At 47.8% G+C, this 17,767-nt stretch carries 8 protein-coding genes, 5 tRNA genes and 5 rRNA genes; 6 read left to right on the plus strand and 12 right to left on the minus strand.

The window, feature by feature from the left end:
• Window positions 1-123: 123 nt before the first annotated feature.
• The 6 genes from aroQ (at window position 124) to fis (ending at window position 4,935) form a co-directional block, all read left to right on the plus strand.
• Window positions 124-573 carry a type II 3-dehydroquinate dehydratase gene (gene aroQ / locus N646_RS09730; protein ID WP_005382360.1) on the plus strand — a complete coding sequence of 150 codons (450 nt, stop codon included), beginning with the start codon at window positions 124-126 and terminating at the stop codon, window positions 571-573.
• Between the two features lie 61 nt (window positions 574-634).
• Window positions 635-1,096: an acetyl-CoA carboxylase biotin carboxyl carrier protein gene (gene accB / locus N646_RS09735; protein ID WP_005386355.1), complete on the plus strand. Its 462-nt coding sequence runs from the start codon at window positions 635-637 to the stop codon at window positions 1,094-1,096.
• Between the two features lie 14 nt (window positions 1,097-1,110).
• On the plus strand, window positions 1,111-2,454 hold the full coding sequence (gene accC / locus N646_RS09740) for an acetyl-CoA carboxylase biotin carboxylase subunit (RefSeq protein WP_005382509.1): 1,344 nt from the start codon (window positions 1,111-1,113) through the stop codon (window positions 2,452-2,454).
• Between the two features lie 165 nt (window positions 2,455-2,619).
• Window positions 2,620-3,507, plus strand: coding sequence for a 50S ribosomal protein L11 methyltransferase (gene prmA / locus N646_RS09745; RefSeq protein WP_005382507.1), 888 nt, complete (start codon window positions 2,620-2,622; stop codon window positions 3,505-3,507).
• A gap of 139 nt (window positions 3,508-3,646) precedes the next feature.
• Complete coding sequence (gene dusB, locus N646_RS09750) at window positions 3,647-4,615, plus strand: tRNA dihydrouridine synthase DusB (RefSeq protein WP_005382505.1); 969 nt, start codon at window positions 3,647-3,649, stop codon at window positions 4,613-4,615.
• Between the two features lie 23 nt (window positions 4,616-4,638).
• Window positions 4,639-4,935, plus strand: a complete 297-nt coding sequence (fis, locus tag N646_RS09755) for a DNA-binding transcriptional regulator Fis (RefSeq protein WP_000462885.1) — start codon at window positions 4,639-4,641, stop codon at window positions 4,933-4,935.
• A gap of 74 nt (window positions 4,936-5,009) precedes the next feature.
• Here fis and N646_RS09760 read toward each other — a convergent pair whose 3' ends face one another.
• The 12 genes from N646_RS09760 to N646_RS09815 all read right to left on the minus strand — a co-directional run bounded on the left by N646_RS09760 (window position 5,010) and on the right by N646_RS09815 (window position 17,613).
• Complete coding sequence (locus N646_RS09760; protein WP_017635555.1) at window positions 5,010-6,167, minus strand: MFS transporter; 1,158 nt, start codon at window positions 6,165-6,167, stop codon at window positions 5,010-5,012.
• Window positions 6,164-7,735, minus strand: coding sequence for an ABC-F family ATP-binding cassette domain-containing protein (locus tag N646_RS09765; RefSeq protein ID WP_017821767.1), 1,572 nt, complete (start codon window positions 7,733-7,735; stop codon window positions 6,164-6,166). Before N646_RS09765 ends, N646_RS09760 begins: the two co-directional genes overlap by 4 nt.
• A 918-nt stretch (window positions 7,736-8,653) precedes the next feature.
• A tRNA-Asp gene (locus tag N646_RS09770) sits at window positions 8,654-8,730 on the minus strand.
• Between the two features lie 77 nt (window positions 8,731-8,807).
• Window positions 8,808-8,924: ribosomal RNA gene (gene rrf / locus N646_RS09775) — 5S ribosomal RNA — on the minus strand.
• Between the two features lie 93 nt (window positions 8,925-9,017).
• Window positions 9,018-11,907 (minus strand): 23S ribosomal RNA (locus N646_RS09780).
• A gap of 294 nt (window positions 11,908-12,201) precedes the next feature.
• Window positions 12,202-12,277 (minus strand) — tRNA-Val (locus N646_RS09785).
• A 38-nt stretch (window positions 12,278-12,315) separates the two neighbouring features.
• Window positions 12,316-12,391, minus strand: a tRNA-Ala gene (locus N646_RS09790).
• 9 nt (window positions 12,392-12,400) lie between these two features.
• Window positions 12,401-12,476 (minus strand) — tRNA-Lys (locus tag N646_RS09795).
• Between the two features lie 2 nt (window positions 12,477-12,478).
• Window positions 12,479-12,554 (minus strand) — tRNA-Glu (locus N646_RS09800).
• An 89-nt stretch (window positions 12,555-12,643) separates the two neighbouring features.
• Window positions 12,644-14,196, minus strand: a 16S ribosomal RNA gene (locus N646_RS09805).
• A gap of 317 nt (window positions 14,197-14,513) precedes the next feature.
• Window positions 14,514-14,630 (minus strand): 5S ribosomal RNA (gene rrf / locus N646_RS09810).
• 93 nt (window positions 14,631-14,723) lie between these two features.
• Window positions 14,724-17,613 (minus strand): 23S ribosomal RNA (locus tag N646_RS09815).
• The 16S, 23S and 5S rRNA genes sit together here with 5 tRNA genes alongside, the layout of an rRNA operon.
• Between the last annotated feature and the right edge of the window lie 154 nt (window positions 17,614-17,767).

The raw sequence follows: 17,767 nt of genomic DNA on the forward strand, positions 1-17,767 counted from the left end.
AATTAGCTATAATCTTGGTCGATTTTTTAAAATTTGCTCGGTTTTAACAAAAAAATCGTGCTGAACTATCGTATATTTGGGAATATAAACGTTCCACTCACGATAAGGGAAGATAGCAACACAATGTCTGCAAAGTCACGGATTCTTGTTCTAAACGGACCAAATCTTAATCTATTGGGTCTGCGCGAACCGACACACTATGGTCACAGTACCTTAGCTCAAGTTGTGGATACTCTTACAGAGCAAGCCCATAACGCTGGGGTAGAACTGGAACACCTACAATCAAATCGTGAGTACGAACTGATTGAAGCCATTCACGCTGCCTATGGCAAGATTGACTTCATCATCATCAATCCAGCGGCTTTCACTCATACTAGTGTGGCGCTGCGAGATGCATTACTTGGCGTCGCCATCCCATTTATTGAGGTGCACTTATCAAATGTGCACGCACGTGAACCATTCCGTCATCACTCTTACCTGTCAGATAAAGCAGAGGGTGTGATTTGCGGTTTAGGCGCACAAGGTTATGAATTTGCTCTGTCTGCAGCGATCAATAAGCTACAGGCAAAGTAACCCTAACACTCTGCAACCCTACGAGGGTTGTCTTAATCACAAGATAAAAGAGAAAGAAAAGATGGATATTCGTAAAATCAAGAAGCTAATTGAGTTAGTTGAAGAGTCTGGCATTGCTGAGCTAGAGATCTCTGAAGGTGAAGAGTCAGTGCGCATCAGCCGTCATGGCACTGCAGCCCCTCAAGCACCAATTCACTACGCAGCAGCTCCAGCGGCGGCACCTGCTCCAGTAGCAGCGGCACCAGTAGCGGAAGCGCCAGCAGCAGAAGCTCCAGCAGCAACACCTGCAGGTCACCAAGTTCTTTCTCCAATGGTTGGTACTTTCTACCGCTCTCCAAGCCCAGACTCTAAAGCATTCGTAGAAGTGGGTCAGAAAGTAAATGCTGGCGATACTCTATGTATTGTTGAAGCAATGAAAATGATGAACCAAATCGAAGCGGACAAATCTGGCGTTGTTACAGCAATCCTAGCTGAAGACGGCCAACCAGTTGAATTCGACCAACCTCTTGTTGTAATCGAATAAGCGGGGCTTGCCTTATGCTAGACAAAGTAGTCATCGCGAACCGAGGTGAAATTGCACTTCGTATTCTTCGCGCTTGTAAAGAATTAGGTATTAAGACCGTCGCTGTTCACTCAACAGCGGACCGCGATCTTAAGCACGTACTACTCGCAGACGAAACCGTATGTATCGGCCCTGCTCGTGGTATCGACAGCTACCTAAACATTCCACGCATCATTTCTGCAGCAGAAGTGACTGGTGCTGTGGCTATCCACCCAGGTTACGGCTTCCTGTCTGAGAACGCAGACTTCGCAGAGCAAGTTGAGCGCAGTGGTTTCATCTTCGTTGGTCCAAAGGCAGACACTATCCGCCTAATGGGCGATAAAGTATCTGCTATCAATGCAATGAAGAAAGCAGGCGTTCCTTGTGTACCGGGTTCTGACGGCCCTCTAGACAATGACGAAGAGAAAAACAAAGCATTTGCTAAGCGCATTGGTTACCCAGTAATCATCAAAGCATCTGGCGGCGGCGGCGGTCGTGGTATGCGTGTTGTTCGCGCAGAGAAAGACCTTATCCAAGCCATTGCAATGACACGTGCTGAAGCAAAAGCGGCGTTCAACAATGACATGGTTTACATGGAGAAATTCCTAGAAAACCCTCGTCACGTTGAAGTTCAGGTTATTGCTGACGGTCAAGGCGGCGCAATCCACCTTGGTGAGCGTGACTGTTCAATGCAACGTCGTCACCAAAAAGTAGTGGAAGAAGCTCCAGCACCTGGTATCACCGAAGAAATGCGTAAGTACATCGGTGAACGCTGTACTCGTGCATGTATCGAGATCGGTTACCGCGGCGCAGGTACGTTTGAATTCCTATACGAGAACGGTGAGTTCTACTTCATCGAAATGAACACTCGTATTCAGGTAGAGCACCCAGTAACAGAGATGGTTACTGGCATCGACCTAATCAAAGAACAGCTTCGTGTTGCAGCGGGTCAGCCTCTGTCATTCACTCAAGATGATATTAAGATCCGTGGCCATGCGATTGAGTGTCGTATCAACGCAGAAGACCCTGAGCGCTTCCTACCATCTCCGGGTAAGATCGAGCGTTTCCACGCTCCTGGCGGTATGGGTGTACGTTGGGAATCTCATATCTACACAGGCTACACAGTACCACCTCATTACGATTCAATGATTGGTAAACTGATCACTTACGGTGAGAACCGTGATGTAGCGATTGCACGTATGAAAAACGCACTGGGTGAGATGATCATCGAAGGCATCAAAACTAACGTGCCACTGCAATTCTCCATTATGAATGACGAAAACTTCCAACACGGTGGTGCAAACATCCACTACCTAGAGAAGAAGCTTGGCTTACAATAAGCCTAAGCAAACGTCTTAAAAAATGCCCACTCCCGTGGGCATTTTTGTTTTATATGTACGCAAAGGGCTCAACATATAAATCGGCTTATTTGGGTATATACTCAAACAAATCGTAGAGTTCTGGTAAACTCTGCGCCACTTCATTCACTTTAAGAGCAAAAACCAATGCCTTGGATTCAAATCAAACTCAACGCGACCAATGAAAACGCTGAGCAAATCGGCGATATGCTAATGGAAGAGACTGGCGCGCTGTCTGTTACATTCTTAGACGCGCAGGATACACCTGTATTCGAACCTCTACCTGGCGAAACTCGCTTATGGGGCGATACTGATATTCTGGCACTGTATGATGCAGAAGCAGACACTAACTTCATCATCGACCAAATTAAAGCGAGCAATATGCTGGCTGACAATTTTGCTTACAAAGTAGAACAGCTTGAAGATAAAGACTGGGAACGCGAATGGATGGAAAACTTCCACCCAATGAAATTTGGTGAACGCCTATGGATTTGCCCAAGCTGGCGCGACATTCCAGATCCTGACGCTGTTAATGTTATGTTGGATCCAGGCCTTGCATTCGGTACGGGTACTCACCCTACAACAGCACTTTGTCTTGAGTGGCTAGAAAGCATGGACTTAAGCGGTAAGACCGTTATCGACTTCGGTTGTGGCTCAGGTATTCTTGCGATCGCAGCGATCAAACTGGGCGCTGAAAAAGTGATAGGGATCGACATTGATCCTCAAGCCCTGCTTGCTTCAAAAGACAATGCTGAGCGTAATGGCGTTGCAGACAAACTAGAAGTTTACTTACCGCAAAATCAACCAGAAGGTCTCGTCGCTGACGTCGTTGTGGCCAACATCCTTGCGGGACCTTTACGTGAACTTGCACCTATCATCAAAGGACTAGTTAAGCCAAATGGCGACCTCGCTATGTCCGGCGTATTAGACACTCAAGCTGAAGATGTTGCGAACTATTACCGTGACGAGCTTCACATTGACCCGATTGTTGAGCAAAGTGAATGGTGTCGCATCTCTGGTCGTAAGCAAGGCTAGACAAGGTTTTCAGAGCTAATTGTTTGAAATTAATACAGTTTACAAAAACAATTTGTAAATGCTCAAATATTAGTCTTTTCACGCAGTGAAAAAATGCGTAAAATGCGCGCCCTTGCTGGTACAGAACTGTGATGACGTTTTGAAAATCGGAAACTATCAACTTAAGAACAATCTAATCGTAGCCCCTATGGCTGGTGTAACGGATAGACCGTTTCGCGAGTTGTGTCTTCGCTATGGTGCGGGAATGGCCGTCAGTGAAATGATGTCTGCTAACCCAAAACTATGGGGAACGTCAAAGTCGAAACAGCGCATGGTACACGAGGGCGAATCGGGCATTCGCTCTGTACAGATTGCGGGTTCCGATCCACAGCTTATGGCGGACGCAGCTCAATTCAGTGTTGAGAACGGTGCACAAATCATCGACATCAACATGGGCTGCCCGGCAAAAAAAGTGAATAAGAAGCTAGCGGGCTCTGCTCTGCTTCAATACCCAAACATTATCGAAGAGATTTTGAAAGCGGTCGTGAATGCAGTGGACGTTCCTGTAACGTTAAAGACTCGAACTGGCTGGGATACAGACAACAAGAACTGTGTCCAGATCGCTAAATTAGCCGAAAACTGCGGCATACAAGCTCTTGCTCTGCATGGCAGAACGAAAGCATGTATGTACAAAGGTGAGGCCGAATATGACAGCATTAAAGCGGTAAAAGAGGCGATTTCAATTCCGGTTATCGCGAACGGTGATATCGATAGCCCGGAGAAAGCCAAATTTGTACTGGAGTACACCGGTGCGGACGCTTTAATGATTGGACGCCCTGCCCAGGGTCGTCCTTGGATTTTCCAGGAAATCCATCACTATTTGGAAAACGGCACCACAATGGAGGAACTTCCAACTGAGGAAGTGAAAACCATTATGCTTGGTCATGTAAATGCTCTGCATGAGTTTTATGGGGAGTTCTTAGGTCCACGTATCGCGCGCAAGCACGTTGGGTGGTACCTGAAAGAGCATGAACAGGCAAGTGAGTTTCGCCGTACCTTCAACGCTATCGACGCAGCTCCGCTGCAAATTGAGGCGTTAGAAGGTTATTTTGATAACGTTGCATCATAATTAAGAGAAGAGCTAGACCGAATATGTTCGAACAAAATCTGACTTCAGAAGCATTAACAGTAACTACAGTAACGTCACAAGACCAGATTACTCAGAAGCCTTTACGTGACTCTGTTAAAGCGTCTCTTAAAAACTACCTTGCTCAACTAAACGGCCAGGAAGTAACAGAACTATACGAATTAGTTCTAGCTGAAGTTGAACAGCCACTACTAGATACTATCATGCAGTACACTCGCGGTAACCAAACTCGCGCAGCAACTATGATGGGTATCAACCGCGGTACTCTTCGCAAGAAACTTAAGAAATACGGCATGAACTAAGACCGTTTTTCAAAAAGTATTTGGAACAAGCCGTTACCTTTTTAGGTAACGGCTTTTCTTTATCTACTAAAACACTACGAATAACGCTCACTTTGTTCAGTATTACCAACTGGCTTTAAGATAACTACTGCTGAGCCAAACAATAGCAAAGCCACGAAAGCGACCCATTCATTGCCTACAGAATACGCGAAGCCCGCCAAGGCAGACCAAATCGCGACACCAAAGTGCATCATACTCATTCCAAAAGACATTAACACACCTCGATATTCATCAGATAAGCTTGCGATATGTGCTTGTAATGCCGGAGAACCAACCCCTCCAGCAAGAGACCAGAGCACTAGAGCTGGAAGATAAGCGGTAACCGTACTCATCTCACTTGAGAACACCCATGCACTGCAAGGTATGCACACCATTAAAGCCACTCGCATAACAGCTCGAGAGCTACCAAGCCAACGGCAAGCTCTCCCCACGCACATATTTCCAACCACACTCACGATCCCTAGAGCAGCATAAATAGCGCCCACCCAACCGAGCGCCAACTCGCTGGTATCTCGAATATGAAGGCCTATCAGGTTAAATACACCAATACCTCCCCCTAGGCCTAAACACATCGCTAGAATCGCCCTCAACGCGCATGGAAGATGAATGACGTCTGTGATAGGTGGCAGAGTATCTGACTTCTTGGACTCATTATGCTTGTTGTTCATGGACACTACGCTCATGGCACCGACAAAGAGAGCCGCCACGCCCAAAATAATAAAAGCGGCACGCCATGATAAAAGCTGGGTCAACAATGCTCCGATCGCCGGGCTAGTTATCATACCTAGCGTTAATCCCGCCTGAACCATCACAATTTGACGCATCGCTCTATTACCCTTCGCGTCTCCCGCTAACGCGAATGCAATTGGTAACATGCCTGCACTTGCAATACCAGTGATCACTCGAGTTGCAATAGCAAGTTCAAAATCATGAACTATGCCCGTCGTAATAGACGCAACCCCAAATACAAAGCAAGCAGGCACCATGATACGAATACGCCCAACTCGGTCTGATAAACGGCCTAGGTAAGGAGCGCAAATTGCTATGGCCAAACTATATGCCGTAATAAATAAGGTAACCTGACTCGGTTGAACACTTAAATCATTTCCGATAGGTTCAAGAATAGATCCAAGCATCAACTCATCAGCACCAACAAGAAAAGCAACGAGAAATAGGATCATGGACTGCATCATAGCTCCACCTCCTGTTCTGTTTCCGATTCAGCACAAGTGAGCAACGAAATATCTAAAACTCTATCAGGCCAAGATTGCAAAAATACCTTCTCATGAGATACCACAATCACGCTACCGGAAAAGCGCTGGAGAGCCTCTTTAAGCGCATTTTTACTGCTGCTATCCAAGTGTGTTGTTGGTTCGTCCAACAGCAAAACATTGCATTTCTGAACCGATAAACAACACAGCTTCACCCGAGTTTGCTCACCACCGCTCAATGTATCTAAGTGGCGCTGCGTCTTATCCCCCGTAATCCCAAAGCGAGCTAATAGTTTGCGTGACTCTTTGCTTGAGATTGTTGGCGCACAAGAGCACAGCTCCTGTTCAGGTGTGTTCTGAGGATGGCGCCAAGACAAATCTTGAGAAAAATAACTAATCATTGCACCTTTTGCCAATACCACCTCACCAGAGAGTGGCTCGATCTCCCTCATCAGGGTTTTAAGTAAGGTCGACTTACCCACGCCGTTAAAACCAGCAACAACCAACTTTTCCCCGCGCGCTAACGTGATATCAAATACTGGAAGCAGAGGCTGCTGATAACCGATCATCAACGCTTTTGCGTCCATCACATTCGGTTGCCCAATGGGCTGGTAAGCAAAGTCAAACGTCGATACTTTCTCTACATGATTCAGTTGAATACGTTCGATTTTATCCAGTTTTTTCTTACGCCCTTTAGCAAGACTGGCGTTAACTCCTGCACCATTTTGGGCAATAAATTGCTCTAACTTTCGAATTTCATTTTGCTGAGCCTTATATTGCTTTTCTATCAAAGCACCATCGTGATGCTTTTGCTGCATTGCTTTGACATAAGTGCCGCTGTATTTTCGAACCGTTTGATAATCAATATCACAAATACTGGTCGCTACTTGATTAAGGAAATCAACATCATGAGAAACCAGTAAAACGGTGCCAATGTAATCATTGAGAAACGTGACTAGCCATTCAATGTGCGGAGCATCAAGATAGTTTGTCGGCTCATCAAGAATTAACACATCGGGGTTGCGAAGTAACAACCTGCCTAAAAGGACTTTGTGCCTTTGACCGCCACTTAGCGAGACAAGCGGTGTATCTAAGCCAAATTGATAAATGCCAAGACCTACAGCAACTTGTTCAATTTTGGTATTAATTGCATAGAAGTTTTCATCTTCTAAATATGCCTGTAGCCGAGCGACTTGGCTTAAAAGAGATGTAGAGTGAGACTCGGTCATCGCATGATACAAAGTCCAAAGCTTCTGCTCGGCAGCGTATAAGTTCTCAAAAGCACTCTTTAAGCATTCATAAACCGTCAGCGCATTATCCATCTTAAAATGTTGCTCTAAATACCCCACCTCAAGGTTTGGTAACCAGTCAATGCAGCCCTTATCTGCAGATAATTCACCGAAAAGCAGTTTCAATAAGGTGCTTTTTCCAACACCATTCGCTCCGGTGATACCTACTTTCTCTCCCACGTTAATACGAAAGGTCACGTTGTTGTATAATGTCTTATCGGCTACCTGATAAGACAAATTTTTAACTTGTAAAATACTCATGTTTTTAACCAAATAAAAAAGGGCCGGTGATCAATACCGGCCCTTATTTCAATACTGGGTAATGCTTTGTAGCTGCTTAACAGATACAAAAAGGCCGATGATGAAATATCACCGGCCATCTCTTCTCTTTTATCAGGTGTACAAGCTCCTGCGTATAACTTCAGCGAAGCTACCCACACATAAAACACCTGATGAAGATAATTTAAGACTCCGAGCAACACTTCATCGCGTTTTTTGCACGGAGTTCAGCCTTCTTACAAAGCTTTTAAACAAGAGATATAACATGATTTACTGTCGAAAAAATATTCGATGTGAAGCGTACACCTTTAGAATAAAAAGTACCAGATAATTGTTAAAACTATCGTGACTTACACGAAGGTCCACAGAAAGAAGACTTTTCCTCAGTCAATGTGCCAGGTGAACTGCTTACTCTGCAAACACAGCTATGAAAGCACCTATACCGCTCACGTTATATACGTACGTAGTGGTGGCTTTGAAGGTTAGAGGGAAGAAGTAGCGAATATACTTTAAGACACTGGCTTAAATAGATCGACAAAACAAAATCCATGTTTGGAAAGTTTTAAATGCGCTGAGTTTATATTAATAAGCGCCTATGGCTAAATCAAAACATCTAAAGCAGAGAAATCTCCCCCGAAAATAACATAACCTAGTGAATAAATTTTCCAGGTAATAATAAAGGAAGCTTTGGTAAGTTAAGCACAGGGGCTCAAAACTAGCGCTAGAGACTGCAGGAACCACACAAAACTGCGTTCCACTTCACTCAAACAGGGCTTAGAAAGCATCGCCAGAGGGAAGCCGGCCTCTCGATGCAAGGTTTCAATATGAAAGTGGGTTTAAGGTAAGTCGGGGAACTAAAACGAAAAAAGCCTCAATCTTTCCACTGAGGCTTAATATAAGTGGCGGAGTGGACGGGACTCGAACCCGCGACCCCCGGCGTGACAGGCCGGTATTCTAACCAACTGAACTACCACTCCGCAGTGGTATCACTCGCTTTAATAAGCAAGTGTCCGCTTTTGTCTTCACTTTTCGAAAAAGTGAAAATAAAACTAAAGCCTGGCGATGTCCTACTCTCACATGGGGAAGCCCCACACTACCATCGGCGCTATTTCGTTTCACTTCTGAGTTCGGCATGGAAATCAGGTGGGTCCAAAACGCTATGGTCGCCAAGCAAATTCTTTAATTCGGAAAGCTGTTTTTTAATTCTCGTTCTTACACATTCAATGTTCTTTCATTGAGTCCATCAAAACCCCTTGGGTGTTGTATGGTTAAGCCTCACGGGCAATTAGTACAGGTTAGCTCAACGCCTCACAACGCTTACACACCCTGCCTATCAACGTCGTAGTCTACGACAACCCTTTAGGATACTTAAAGTATCAGGGAGAACTCATCTCAAGGCTCGCTTCCCGCTTAGATGCTTTCAGCGGTTATCGATCCCGAACTTAGCTACCGGGCAATGCGTCTGGCGACACAACCCGAACACCAGAGGTTCGTCCACTCCGGTCCTCTCGTACTAGGAGCAGCCCCTTTCAATTCTCCAACGCCCACGGCAGATAGGGACCGAACTGTCTCACGACGTTCTAAACCCAGCTCGCGTACCACTTTAAATGGCGAACAGCCATACCCTTGGGACCGACTTCAGCCCCAGGATGTGATGAGCCGACATCGAGGTGCCAAACACCGCCGTCGATATGAACTCTTGGGCGGTATCAGCCTGTTATCCCCGGAGTACCTTTTATCCGTTGAGCGATGGCCCTTCCATTCAGAACCACCGGATCACTATGACCTGCTTTCGCACCTGCTCGAATTGTCATTCTCGCAGTCAAGCGGGCTTATGCCATTGCACTAACCTCACGATGTCCAACCGTGATTAGCCCACCTTCGTGCTCCTCCGTTACGCTTTGGGAGGAGACCGCCCCAGTCAAACTACCCACCAGGCACTGTCCGCAACCCCGATAAGGGGTCGACGTTAGAACATCAACACTACAAGGGTGGTATTTCAAGGACGGCTCCACGCAATCTAGCGACTGCGCTTCAAAGCCTCCCACCTATCCTACACATGTAGGGTCAATGTTCAGTGCCAAGCTGTAGTAAAGGTTCACGGGGTCTTTCCGTCTAGCCGCGGGTACACTGCATCTTCACAGCGATTTCAATTTCACTGAGTCTCGGGTGGAGACAGCGTGGCCATCATTACGCCATTCGTGCAGGTCGGAACTTACCCGACAAGGAATTTCGCTACCTTAGGACCGTTATAGTTACGGCCGCCGTTTACCGGGGCTTCGATCAAGAGCTTCGACCGAAGTCTAACCCCATCAATTAACCTTCCGGCACCGGGCAGGCGTCACACCGTATACGTCATCTTGCGATTTTGCACAGTGCTGTGTTTTTAATAAACAGTTGCAGCCACCTGGTATCTGCGACTCTCAATAGCTCCATCCGCGAGGGACTTCACCGTCGAGAGCGTACCTTCTCCCGAAGTTACGGTACCATTTTGCCTAGTTCCTTCACCCGAGTTCTCTCAAGCGCCTTGGTATTCTCTACCCGACCACCTGTGTCGGTTTGGGGTACGATTCCTTACAATCTGAAGCTTAGAGGCTTTTCCTGGAAGCATGGCATCAATGACTTCACTACCGTAGTAGCTCGACGTCGTGTCTCAGCCTTAGAAAGAGCCGGATTTACCTAACTCTTCAGCCTACGCACTTGAACCTGGACAACCGTCGCCAGGCCCACCTAGCCTTCTCCGTCCCCCCATCGCAATTGTAAGAAGTACGGGAATATTAACCCGTTTCCCATCGACTACGCCTTTCGGCCTCGCCTTAGGGGTCGACTTACCCTGCCCCGATTAACGTTGGACAGGAACCCTTGGTCTTCCGGCGAGGAGGTTTTTCACCCCCTTTATCGTTACTCATGTCAGCATTCGCACTTCTGATACGTCCAGCATGCGTTACCACACACCTTCAACCGCTTACAGAACGCTCCCCTACCCAATGCACTAAAGTACATTGCCGCAGCTTCGGTTTACTACTTAGCCCCGTTACATCTTCCGCGCAGGCCGACTCGACCAGTGAGCTATTACGCTTTCTTTAAATGATGGCTGCTTCTAAGCCAACATCCTGGCTGTCTGAGCCTTCCCACATCGTTTCCCACTTAGTAGTAATTTGGGACCTTAGCTGGCGGTCTGGGTTGTTTCCCTCTCCACGACGGACGTTAGCACCCGCCGTGTGTCTCCCGGATAGTACTTACTGGTATTCGGAGTTTGCAAAGGGTTGGTAAGTCGGGATGACCCCCTAGCCTTAACAGTGCTCTACCCCCAGTAGTATTCGTCCGAGGCGCTACCTAAATAGCTTTCGGGGAGAACCAGCTATCTCCAGGTTTGATTGGCCTTTCACCCCTAGCCACAAGTCATCCGCTAATTTTTCAACATTAGTCGGTTCGGTCCTCCAGTTGATGTTACTCAACCTTCAACCTGCCCATGGCTAGATCACCTGGTTTCGGGTCTATATCCAGAGACTGAACGCCCAGTTAAGACTCGGTTTCCCTACGGCTCCCCTAGATGGTTAACCTTGCCACTGAATATAAGTCGCTGACCCATTATACAAAAGGTACGCAGTCACAGGACAAGCCTGCTCCTACTGCTTGTACGTACACGGTTTCAGGTTCTATTTCACTCCCCTCACAGGGGTTCTTTTCGCCTTTCCCTCACGGTACTGGTTCACTATCGGTCAGTCAGTAGTATTTAGCCTTGGAGGATGGTCCCCCCATATTCAGACAGGATATCACGTGTCCCGCCCTACTCGATTTCACTGAACACACGTCGTCAACTACGGGACTATCACCCTGTATCGTCAGCCTTTCCAGGCTGTTCGTCTAACGCGTGTAAAGCTTAAGGGCTAGTCCAATTTCGCTCGCCGCTACTTTCGGAATCTCGGTTGATTTCTTTTCCTCGGGGTACTTAGATGTTTCAGTTCCCCCGGTTCGCCCTGTTGAGCTATGTATTCACTCAACAGTAATACCTTATGGTATTGGGTTTCCCCATTCGGAAATCCCAGACTCAAATGGTTTTTACTACCTAATCTGGGCTTATCGCAAGTTAATACGTCCTTCATCGCCTCTGACTGCCAAGGCATCCACCGTGTACGCTTAGTCACTTAACCATACAACCCGAAGGAGTTTCGAGTTGATGTTCAAATCACCAAAGTTGTCTCTCATTATTTGAATGAACGAGAGACATATCGATTTTGCCGGACTCAATTTCGAATAATCACTGTAAAAGTGATATTCCCAAGAACACTTGAATGTGTTTTTTGGTGTTTGTCTTAAAGACAAACATTGAGAACTTTACAAACAATCTTAAAGATTGTTTTGTCAGCTTTCCAAATTGTTAAAGAGCTAATCACTTCTAATGAAGTAACCATTTTTAAAAACTCTCAAGAGAGAATGTTTAAAGATGGTGGGCGATACCGGGCTCGAACCAGTGACCCCCTGCTTGTAAGGCAGGTGCTCTCCCAACTGAGCTAATCGCCCACATTAGTTTTACTTCTTAGTGGAAGAAGTTCCTCGAATGGTGGAGCTATGCGGGATCGAACCGCAGACCTCCTGCGTGCAAGGCAGGCGCTCTCCCAGCTGAGCTATAGCCCCATCGAGAAATGGTGGGTCGTGCAGGATTCGAACCTGCGACCAATTGATTAAAAGTCAACTGCTCTACCAACTGAGCTAACGACCCAATGGTATCCCGTAGGGGAGTCGAACCCCTGTTACCGCCGTGAAAGGGCGGTGTCCTAGGCCTCTAGACGAACGGGACACTAAGTGAACATCTTGGGGGATGTTCTATCTCTTAAACTTCATAAACCGTATCAATCTGTGTGAACACTCATCGCAATAATCATCGTATAAGGAGGTGATCCAGCGCCAGGTTCCCCTAGCGCTACCTTGTTACGACTTCACCCCAGTCATGAACCACAAAGTGGTAAGCGTCCCCCCGAAGGTTAAACTACCTACTTCTTTTGCAGCCCACTCCCATGGTGTGACGGGCGGTGTGTACAAGGCCCGGGAACGTATTCACCGTGGCATTCTGATCCACGATTACTAGCGATTCCGACTTCATGGAGTCGAGTTGCAGACTCCAATCCGGACTACGACGCACTTTTTGGGATTCGCTCACTTTCGCAAGTTGGCCGCCCTCTGTATGCGCCATTGTAGCACGTGTGTAGCCCTACTCGTAAGGGCCATGATGACTTGACGTCGTCCCCACCTTCCTCCGGTTTATCACCGGCAGTCTCCCTGGAGTTCCCGACATTACTCGCTGGCAAACAAGGATAAGGGTTGCGCTCGTTGCGGGACTTAACCCAACATTTCACAACACGAGCTGACGACAGCCATGCAGCACCTGTCTCAGAGTTCCCGAAGGCACCAATCCATCTCTGGAAAGTTCTCTGGATGTCAAGAGTAGGTAAGGTTCTTCGCGTTGCATCGAATTAAACCACATGCTCCACCGCTTGTGCGGGCCCCCGTCAATTCATTTGAGTTTTAATCTTGCGACCGTACTCCCCAGGCGGTCTACTTAACGCGTTAGCTCCGAAAGCCACGGCTCAAGGCCACAACCTCCAAGTAGACATCGTTTACGGCGTGGACTACCAGGGTATCTAATCCTGTTTGCTCCCCACGCTTTCGCATCTGAGTGTCAGTATCTGTCCAGGGGGCCGCCTTCGCCACCGGTATTCCTTCAGATCTCTACGCATTTCACCGCTACACCTGAAATTCTACCCCCCTCTACAGTACTCTAGTCTGCCAGTTTCAAATGCTATTCCGAGGTTGAGCCCCGGGCTTTCACATCTGACTTAACAAACCACCTGCATGCGCTTTACGCCCAGTAATTCCGATTAACGCTCGCACCCTCCGTATTACCGCGGCTGCTGGCACGGAGTTAGCCGGTGCTTCTTCTGTCGCTAACGTCAAATAATGCAGCTATTAACTACACTACCTTCCTCACGACTGAAAGTGCTTTACAACCCGAAGGCCTTCTTCACACACGCGGCATGGCTGCATCAGGCTTGCGCCCATTGTGCAATATTCCCCACTGCTGCCTCCCGTAGGAGTCTGGACCGTGTCTCAGTTCCAGTGTGGCTGATCATCCTCTCAGACCAGCTAGGGATCGTCGCCTTGGTGAGCCCTTACCTCACCAACTAGCTAATCCCACCTAGGCATATCCTGACGCGAGAGGCCCGAAGGTCCCCCTCTTTGGCCCGTAGGCATCATGCGGTATTAGCCATCGTTTCCAATGGTTATCCCCCACATCAGGGCAATTTCCTAGGCATTACTCACCCGTCCGCCGCTCGACGCCGTTATCGTTCCCCGAAGGTTCAGATAACTCGTTTCCGCTCGACTTGCATGTGTTAGGCCTGCCGCCAGCGTTCAATCTGAGCCATGATCAAACTCTTCAATTTAAGATTTTGTTCGGCTCAATGAATACTGAACATTACATAAAGTAATGTTTGAATTGACTGTGCTGAATCTTTCGATTCAATGGTCACTTCATTTCATTGAAACCTAATTTGATACCGAAGTATCGAATTGGATTATCATCAACGAGTGCCCACACAGATTGATAGGTCTATATTGTTAAAGAGCTTGGCTTTCAGTGCCTTAGCACTTAAGCGAGGTGCGTATAATACGCTTTCCACTTTGAAAGTCAACATAAAACTCTAAATTTATTTAGAACTTTATGGTGACTTGCTTATTTAATAAGCAAGTGCAAAATAAAGCCTGGCGATGTCCTACTCTCACATGGGGAAGCCCCACACTACCATCGGCGCTATTTCGTTTCACTTCTGAGTTCGGCATGGAAATCAGGTGGGTCCAAAACGCTATGGTCGCCAAGCAAATTCTTTAATTCGGAAAGCTGTTTTTTAATTCTCGTTCTTACACATTCAATGTTCTTTCATTGAGTCCATCAAAACCCCTTGGGTGTTGTATGGTTAAGCCTCACGGGCAATTAGTACAGGTTAGCTCAACGCCTCACAACGCTTACACACCCTGCCTATCAACGTCGTAGTCTACGACAACCCTTTAGGATACTTAAAGTATCAGGGAGAACTCATCTCAAGGCTCGCTTCCCGCTTAGATGCTTTCAGCGGTTATCGATCCCGAACTTAGCTACCGGGCAATGCGTCTGGCGACACAACCCGAACACCAGAGGTTCGTCCACTCCGGTCCTCTCGTACTAGGAGCAGCCCCTTTCAATTCTCCAACGCCCACGGCAGATAGGGACCGAACTGTCTCACGACGTTCTAAACCCAGCTCGCGTACCACTTTAAATGGCGAACAGCCATACCCTTGGGACCGACTTCAGCCCCAGGATGTGATGAGCCGACATCGAGGTGCCAAACACCGCCGTCGATATGAACTCTTGGGCGGTATCAGCCTGTTATCCCCGGAGTACCTTTTATCCGTTGAGCGATGGCCCTTCCATTCAGAACCACCGGATCACTATGACCTGCTTTCGCACCTGCTCGAATTGTCATTCTCGCAGTCAAGCGGGCTTATGCCATTGCACTAACCTCACGATGTCCAACCGTGATTAGCCCACCTTCGTGCTCCTCCGTTACGCTTTGGGAGGAGACCGCCCCAGTCAAACTACCCACCAGGCACTGTCCGCAACCCCGATAAGGGGTCGACGTTAGAACATCAACACTACAAGGGTGGTATTTCAAGGACGGCTCCACGCAATCTAGCGACTGCGCTTCAAAGCCTCCCACCTATCCTACACATGTAGGGTCAATGTTCAGTGCCAAGCTGTAGTAAAGGTTCACGGGGTCTTTCCGTCTAGCCGCGGGTACACTGCATCTTCACAGCGATTTCAATTTCACTGAGTCTCGGGTGGAGACAGCGTGGCCATCATTACGCCATTCGTGCAGGTCGGAACTTACCCGACAAGGAATTTCGCTACCTTAGGACCGTTATAGTTACGGCCGCCGTTTACCGGGGCTTCGATCAAGAGCTTCGACCGAAGTCTAACCCCATCAATTAACCTTCCGGCACCGGGCAGGCGTCACACCGTATACGTCATCTTGCGATTTTGCACAGTGCTGTGTTTTTAATAAACAGTTGCAGCCACCTGGTATCTGCGACTCTCAATAGCTCCATCCGCGAGGGACTTCACCGTCGAGAGCGTACCTTCTCCCGAAGTTACGGTACCATTTTGCCTAGTTCCTTCACCCGAGTTCTCTCAAGCGCCTTGGTATTCTCTACCCGACCACCTGTGTCGGTTTGGGGTACGATTCCTTACAATCTGAAGCTTAGAGGCTTTTCCTGGAAGCATGGCATCAATGACTTCACTACCGTAGTAGCTCGACGTCGTGTCTCAGCCTTAGAAAGAGCCGGATTTACCTAACTCTTCAGCCTACGCACTTGAACCTGGACAACCGTCGCCAGGCCCACCTAGCCTTCTCCGTCCCCCCATCGCAATTGTAAGAAGTACGGGAATATTAACCCGTTTCCCATCGACTACGCCTTTCGGCCTCGCCTTAGGGGTCGACTTACCCTGCCCCGATTAACGTTGGACAGGAACCCTTGGTCTTCCGGCGAGGAGGTTTTTCACCCCCTTTATCGTTACTCATGTCAGCATTCGCACTTCTGATACGTCCAGCATGCGTTACCACACACCTTCAACCGCTTACAGAACGCTCCCCTACCCAATGCACTAAAGTACATTGCCGCAGCTTCGGTTTACTACTTAGCCCCGTTACATCTTCCGCGCAGGCCGACTCGACCAGTGAGCTATTACGCTTTCTTTAAATGATGGCTGCTTCTAAGCCAACATCCTGGCTGTCTGAGCCTTCCCACATCGTTTCCCACTTAGTAGTAATTTGGGACCTTAGCTGGCGGTCTGGGTTGTTTCCCTCTCCACGACGGACGTTAGCACCCGCCGTGTGTCTCCCGGATAGTACTTACTGGTATTCGGAGTTTGCAAAGGGTTGGTAAGTCGGGATGACCCCCTAGCCTTAACAGTGCTCTACCCCCAGTAGTATTCGTCCGAGGCGCTACCTAAATAGCTTTCGGGGAGAACCAGCTATCTCCAGGTTTGATTGGCCTTTCACCCCTAGCCACAAGTCATCCGCTAATTTTTCAACATTAGTCGGTTCGGTCCTCCAGTTGATGTTACTCAACCTTCAACCTGCCCATGGCTAGATCACCTGGTTTCGGGTCTATATCCAGAGACTGAACGCCCAGTTAAGACTCGGTTTCCCTACGGCTCCCCTAGATGGTTAACCTTGCCACTGAATATAAGTCGCTGACCCATTATACAAAAGGTACGCAGTCACAGGACAAGCCTGCTCCTACTGCTTGTACGTACACGGTTTCAGGTTCTATTTCACTCCCCTCACAGGGGTTCTTTTCGCCTTTCCCTCACGGTACTGGTTCACTATCGGTCAGTCAGTAGTATTTAGCCTTGGAGGATGGTCCCCCCATATTCAGACAGGATATCACGTGTCCCGCCCTACTCGATTTCACTGAACACACGTCGTCAACTACGGGACTATCACCCTGTATCGTCGGCCTTTCCAGGCTGTTCGTCTAACGCGTGTAAAGCTTAAGGGCTAGTCCAATTTCGCTCGCCGCTACTTTCGGAATCTCGGTTGATTTCTTTTCCTCGGGGTACTTAGATGTTTCAGTTCCCCCGGTTCGCCTCGTTATGCTATGTATTCACATAACGATACTTACTTATGTAAGTGGGTTTCCCCATTCGGAAATCCCAGACTCAAATGGTTTTTACTACCTAATCTGGGCTTATCGCAAGTTAATACGTCCTTCATCGCCTCTGACTGCCAAGGCATCCACCGTGTACGCTTAGTCACTTAACCATACAACCCGAAGGAGTTTCGAGTTGATGTTCAAATCACCAAAGTTGTCTCTCATTATTTGAATGAGCGAGAGACATTTCGATTTTGCCGGACTCAATTTCGAATAATCACTTAAAAGTGATATTCCCAAGAACACTTGAATGTGTTTTTTGGT

The organism is Vibrio alginolyticus NBRC 15630 = ATCC 17749 (assembly GCF_000354175.2).
Taxonomy (GTDB): Bacteria; Pseudomonadota; Gammaproteobacteria; order Enterobacterales; family Vibrionaceae; genus Vibrio; species Vibrio alginolyticus.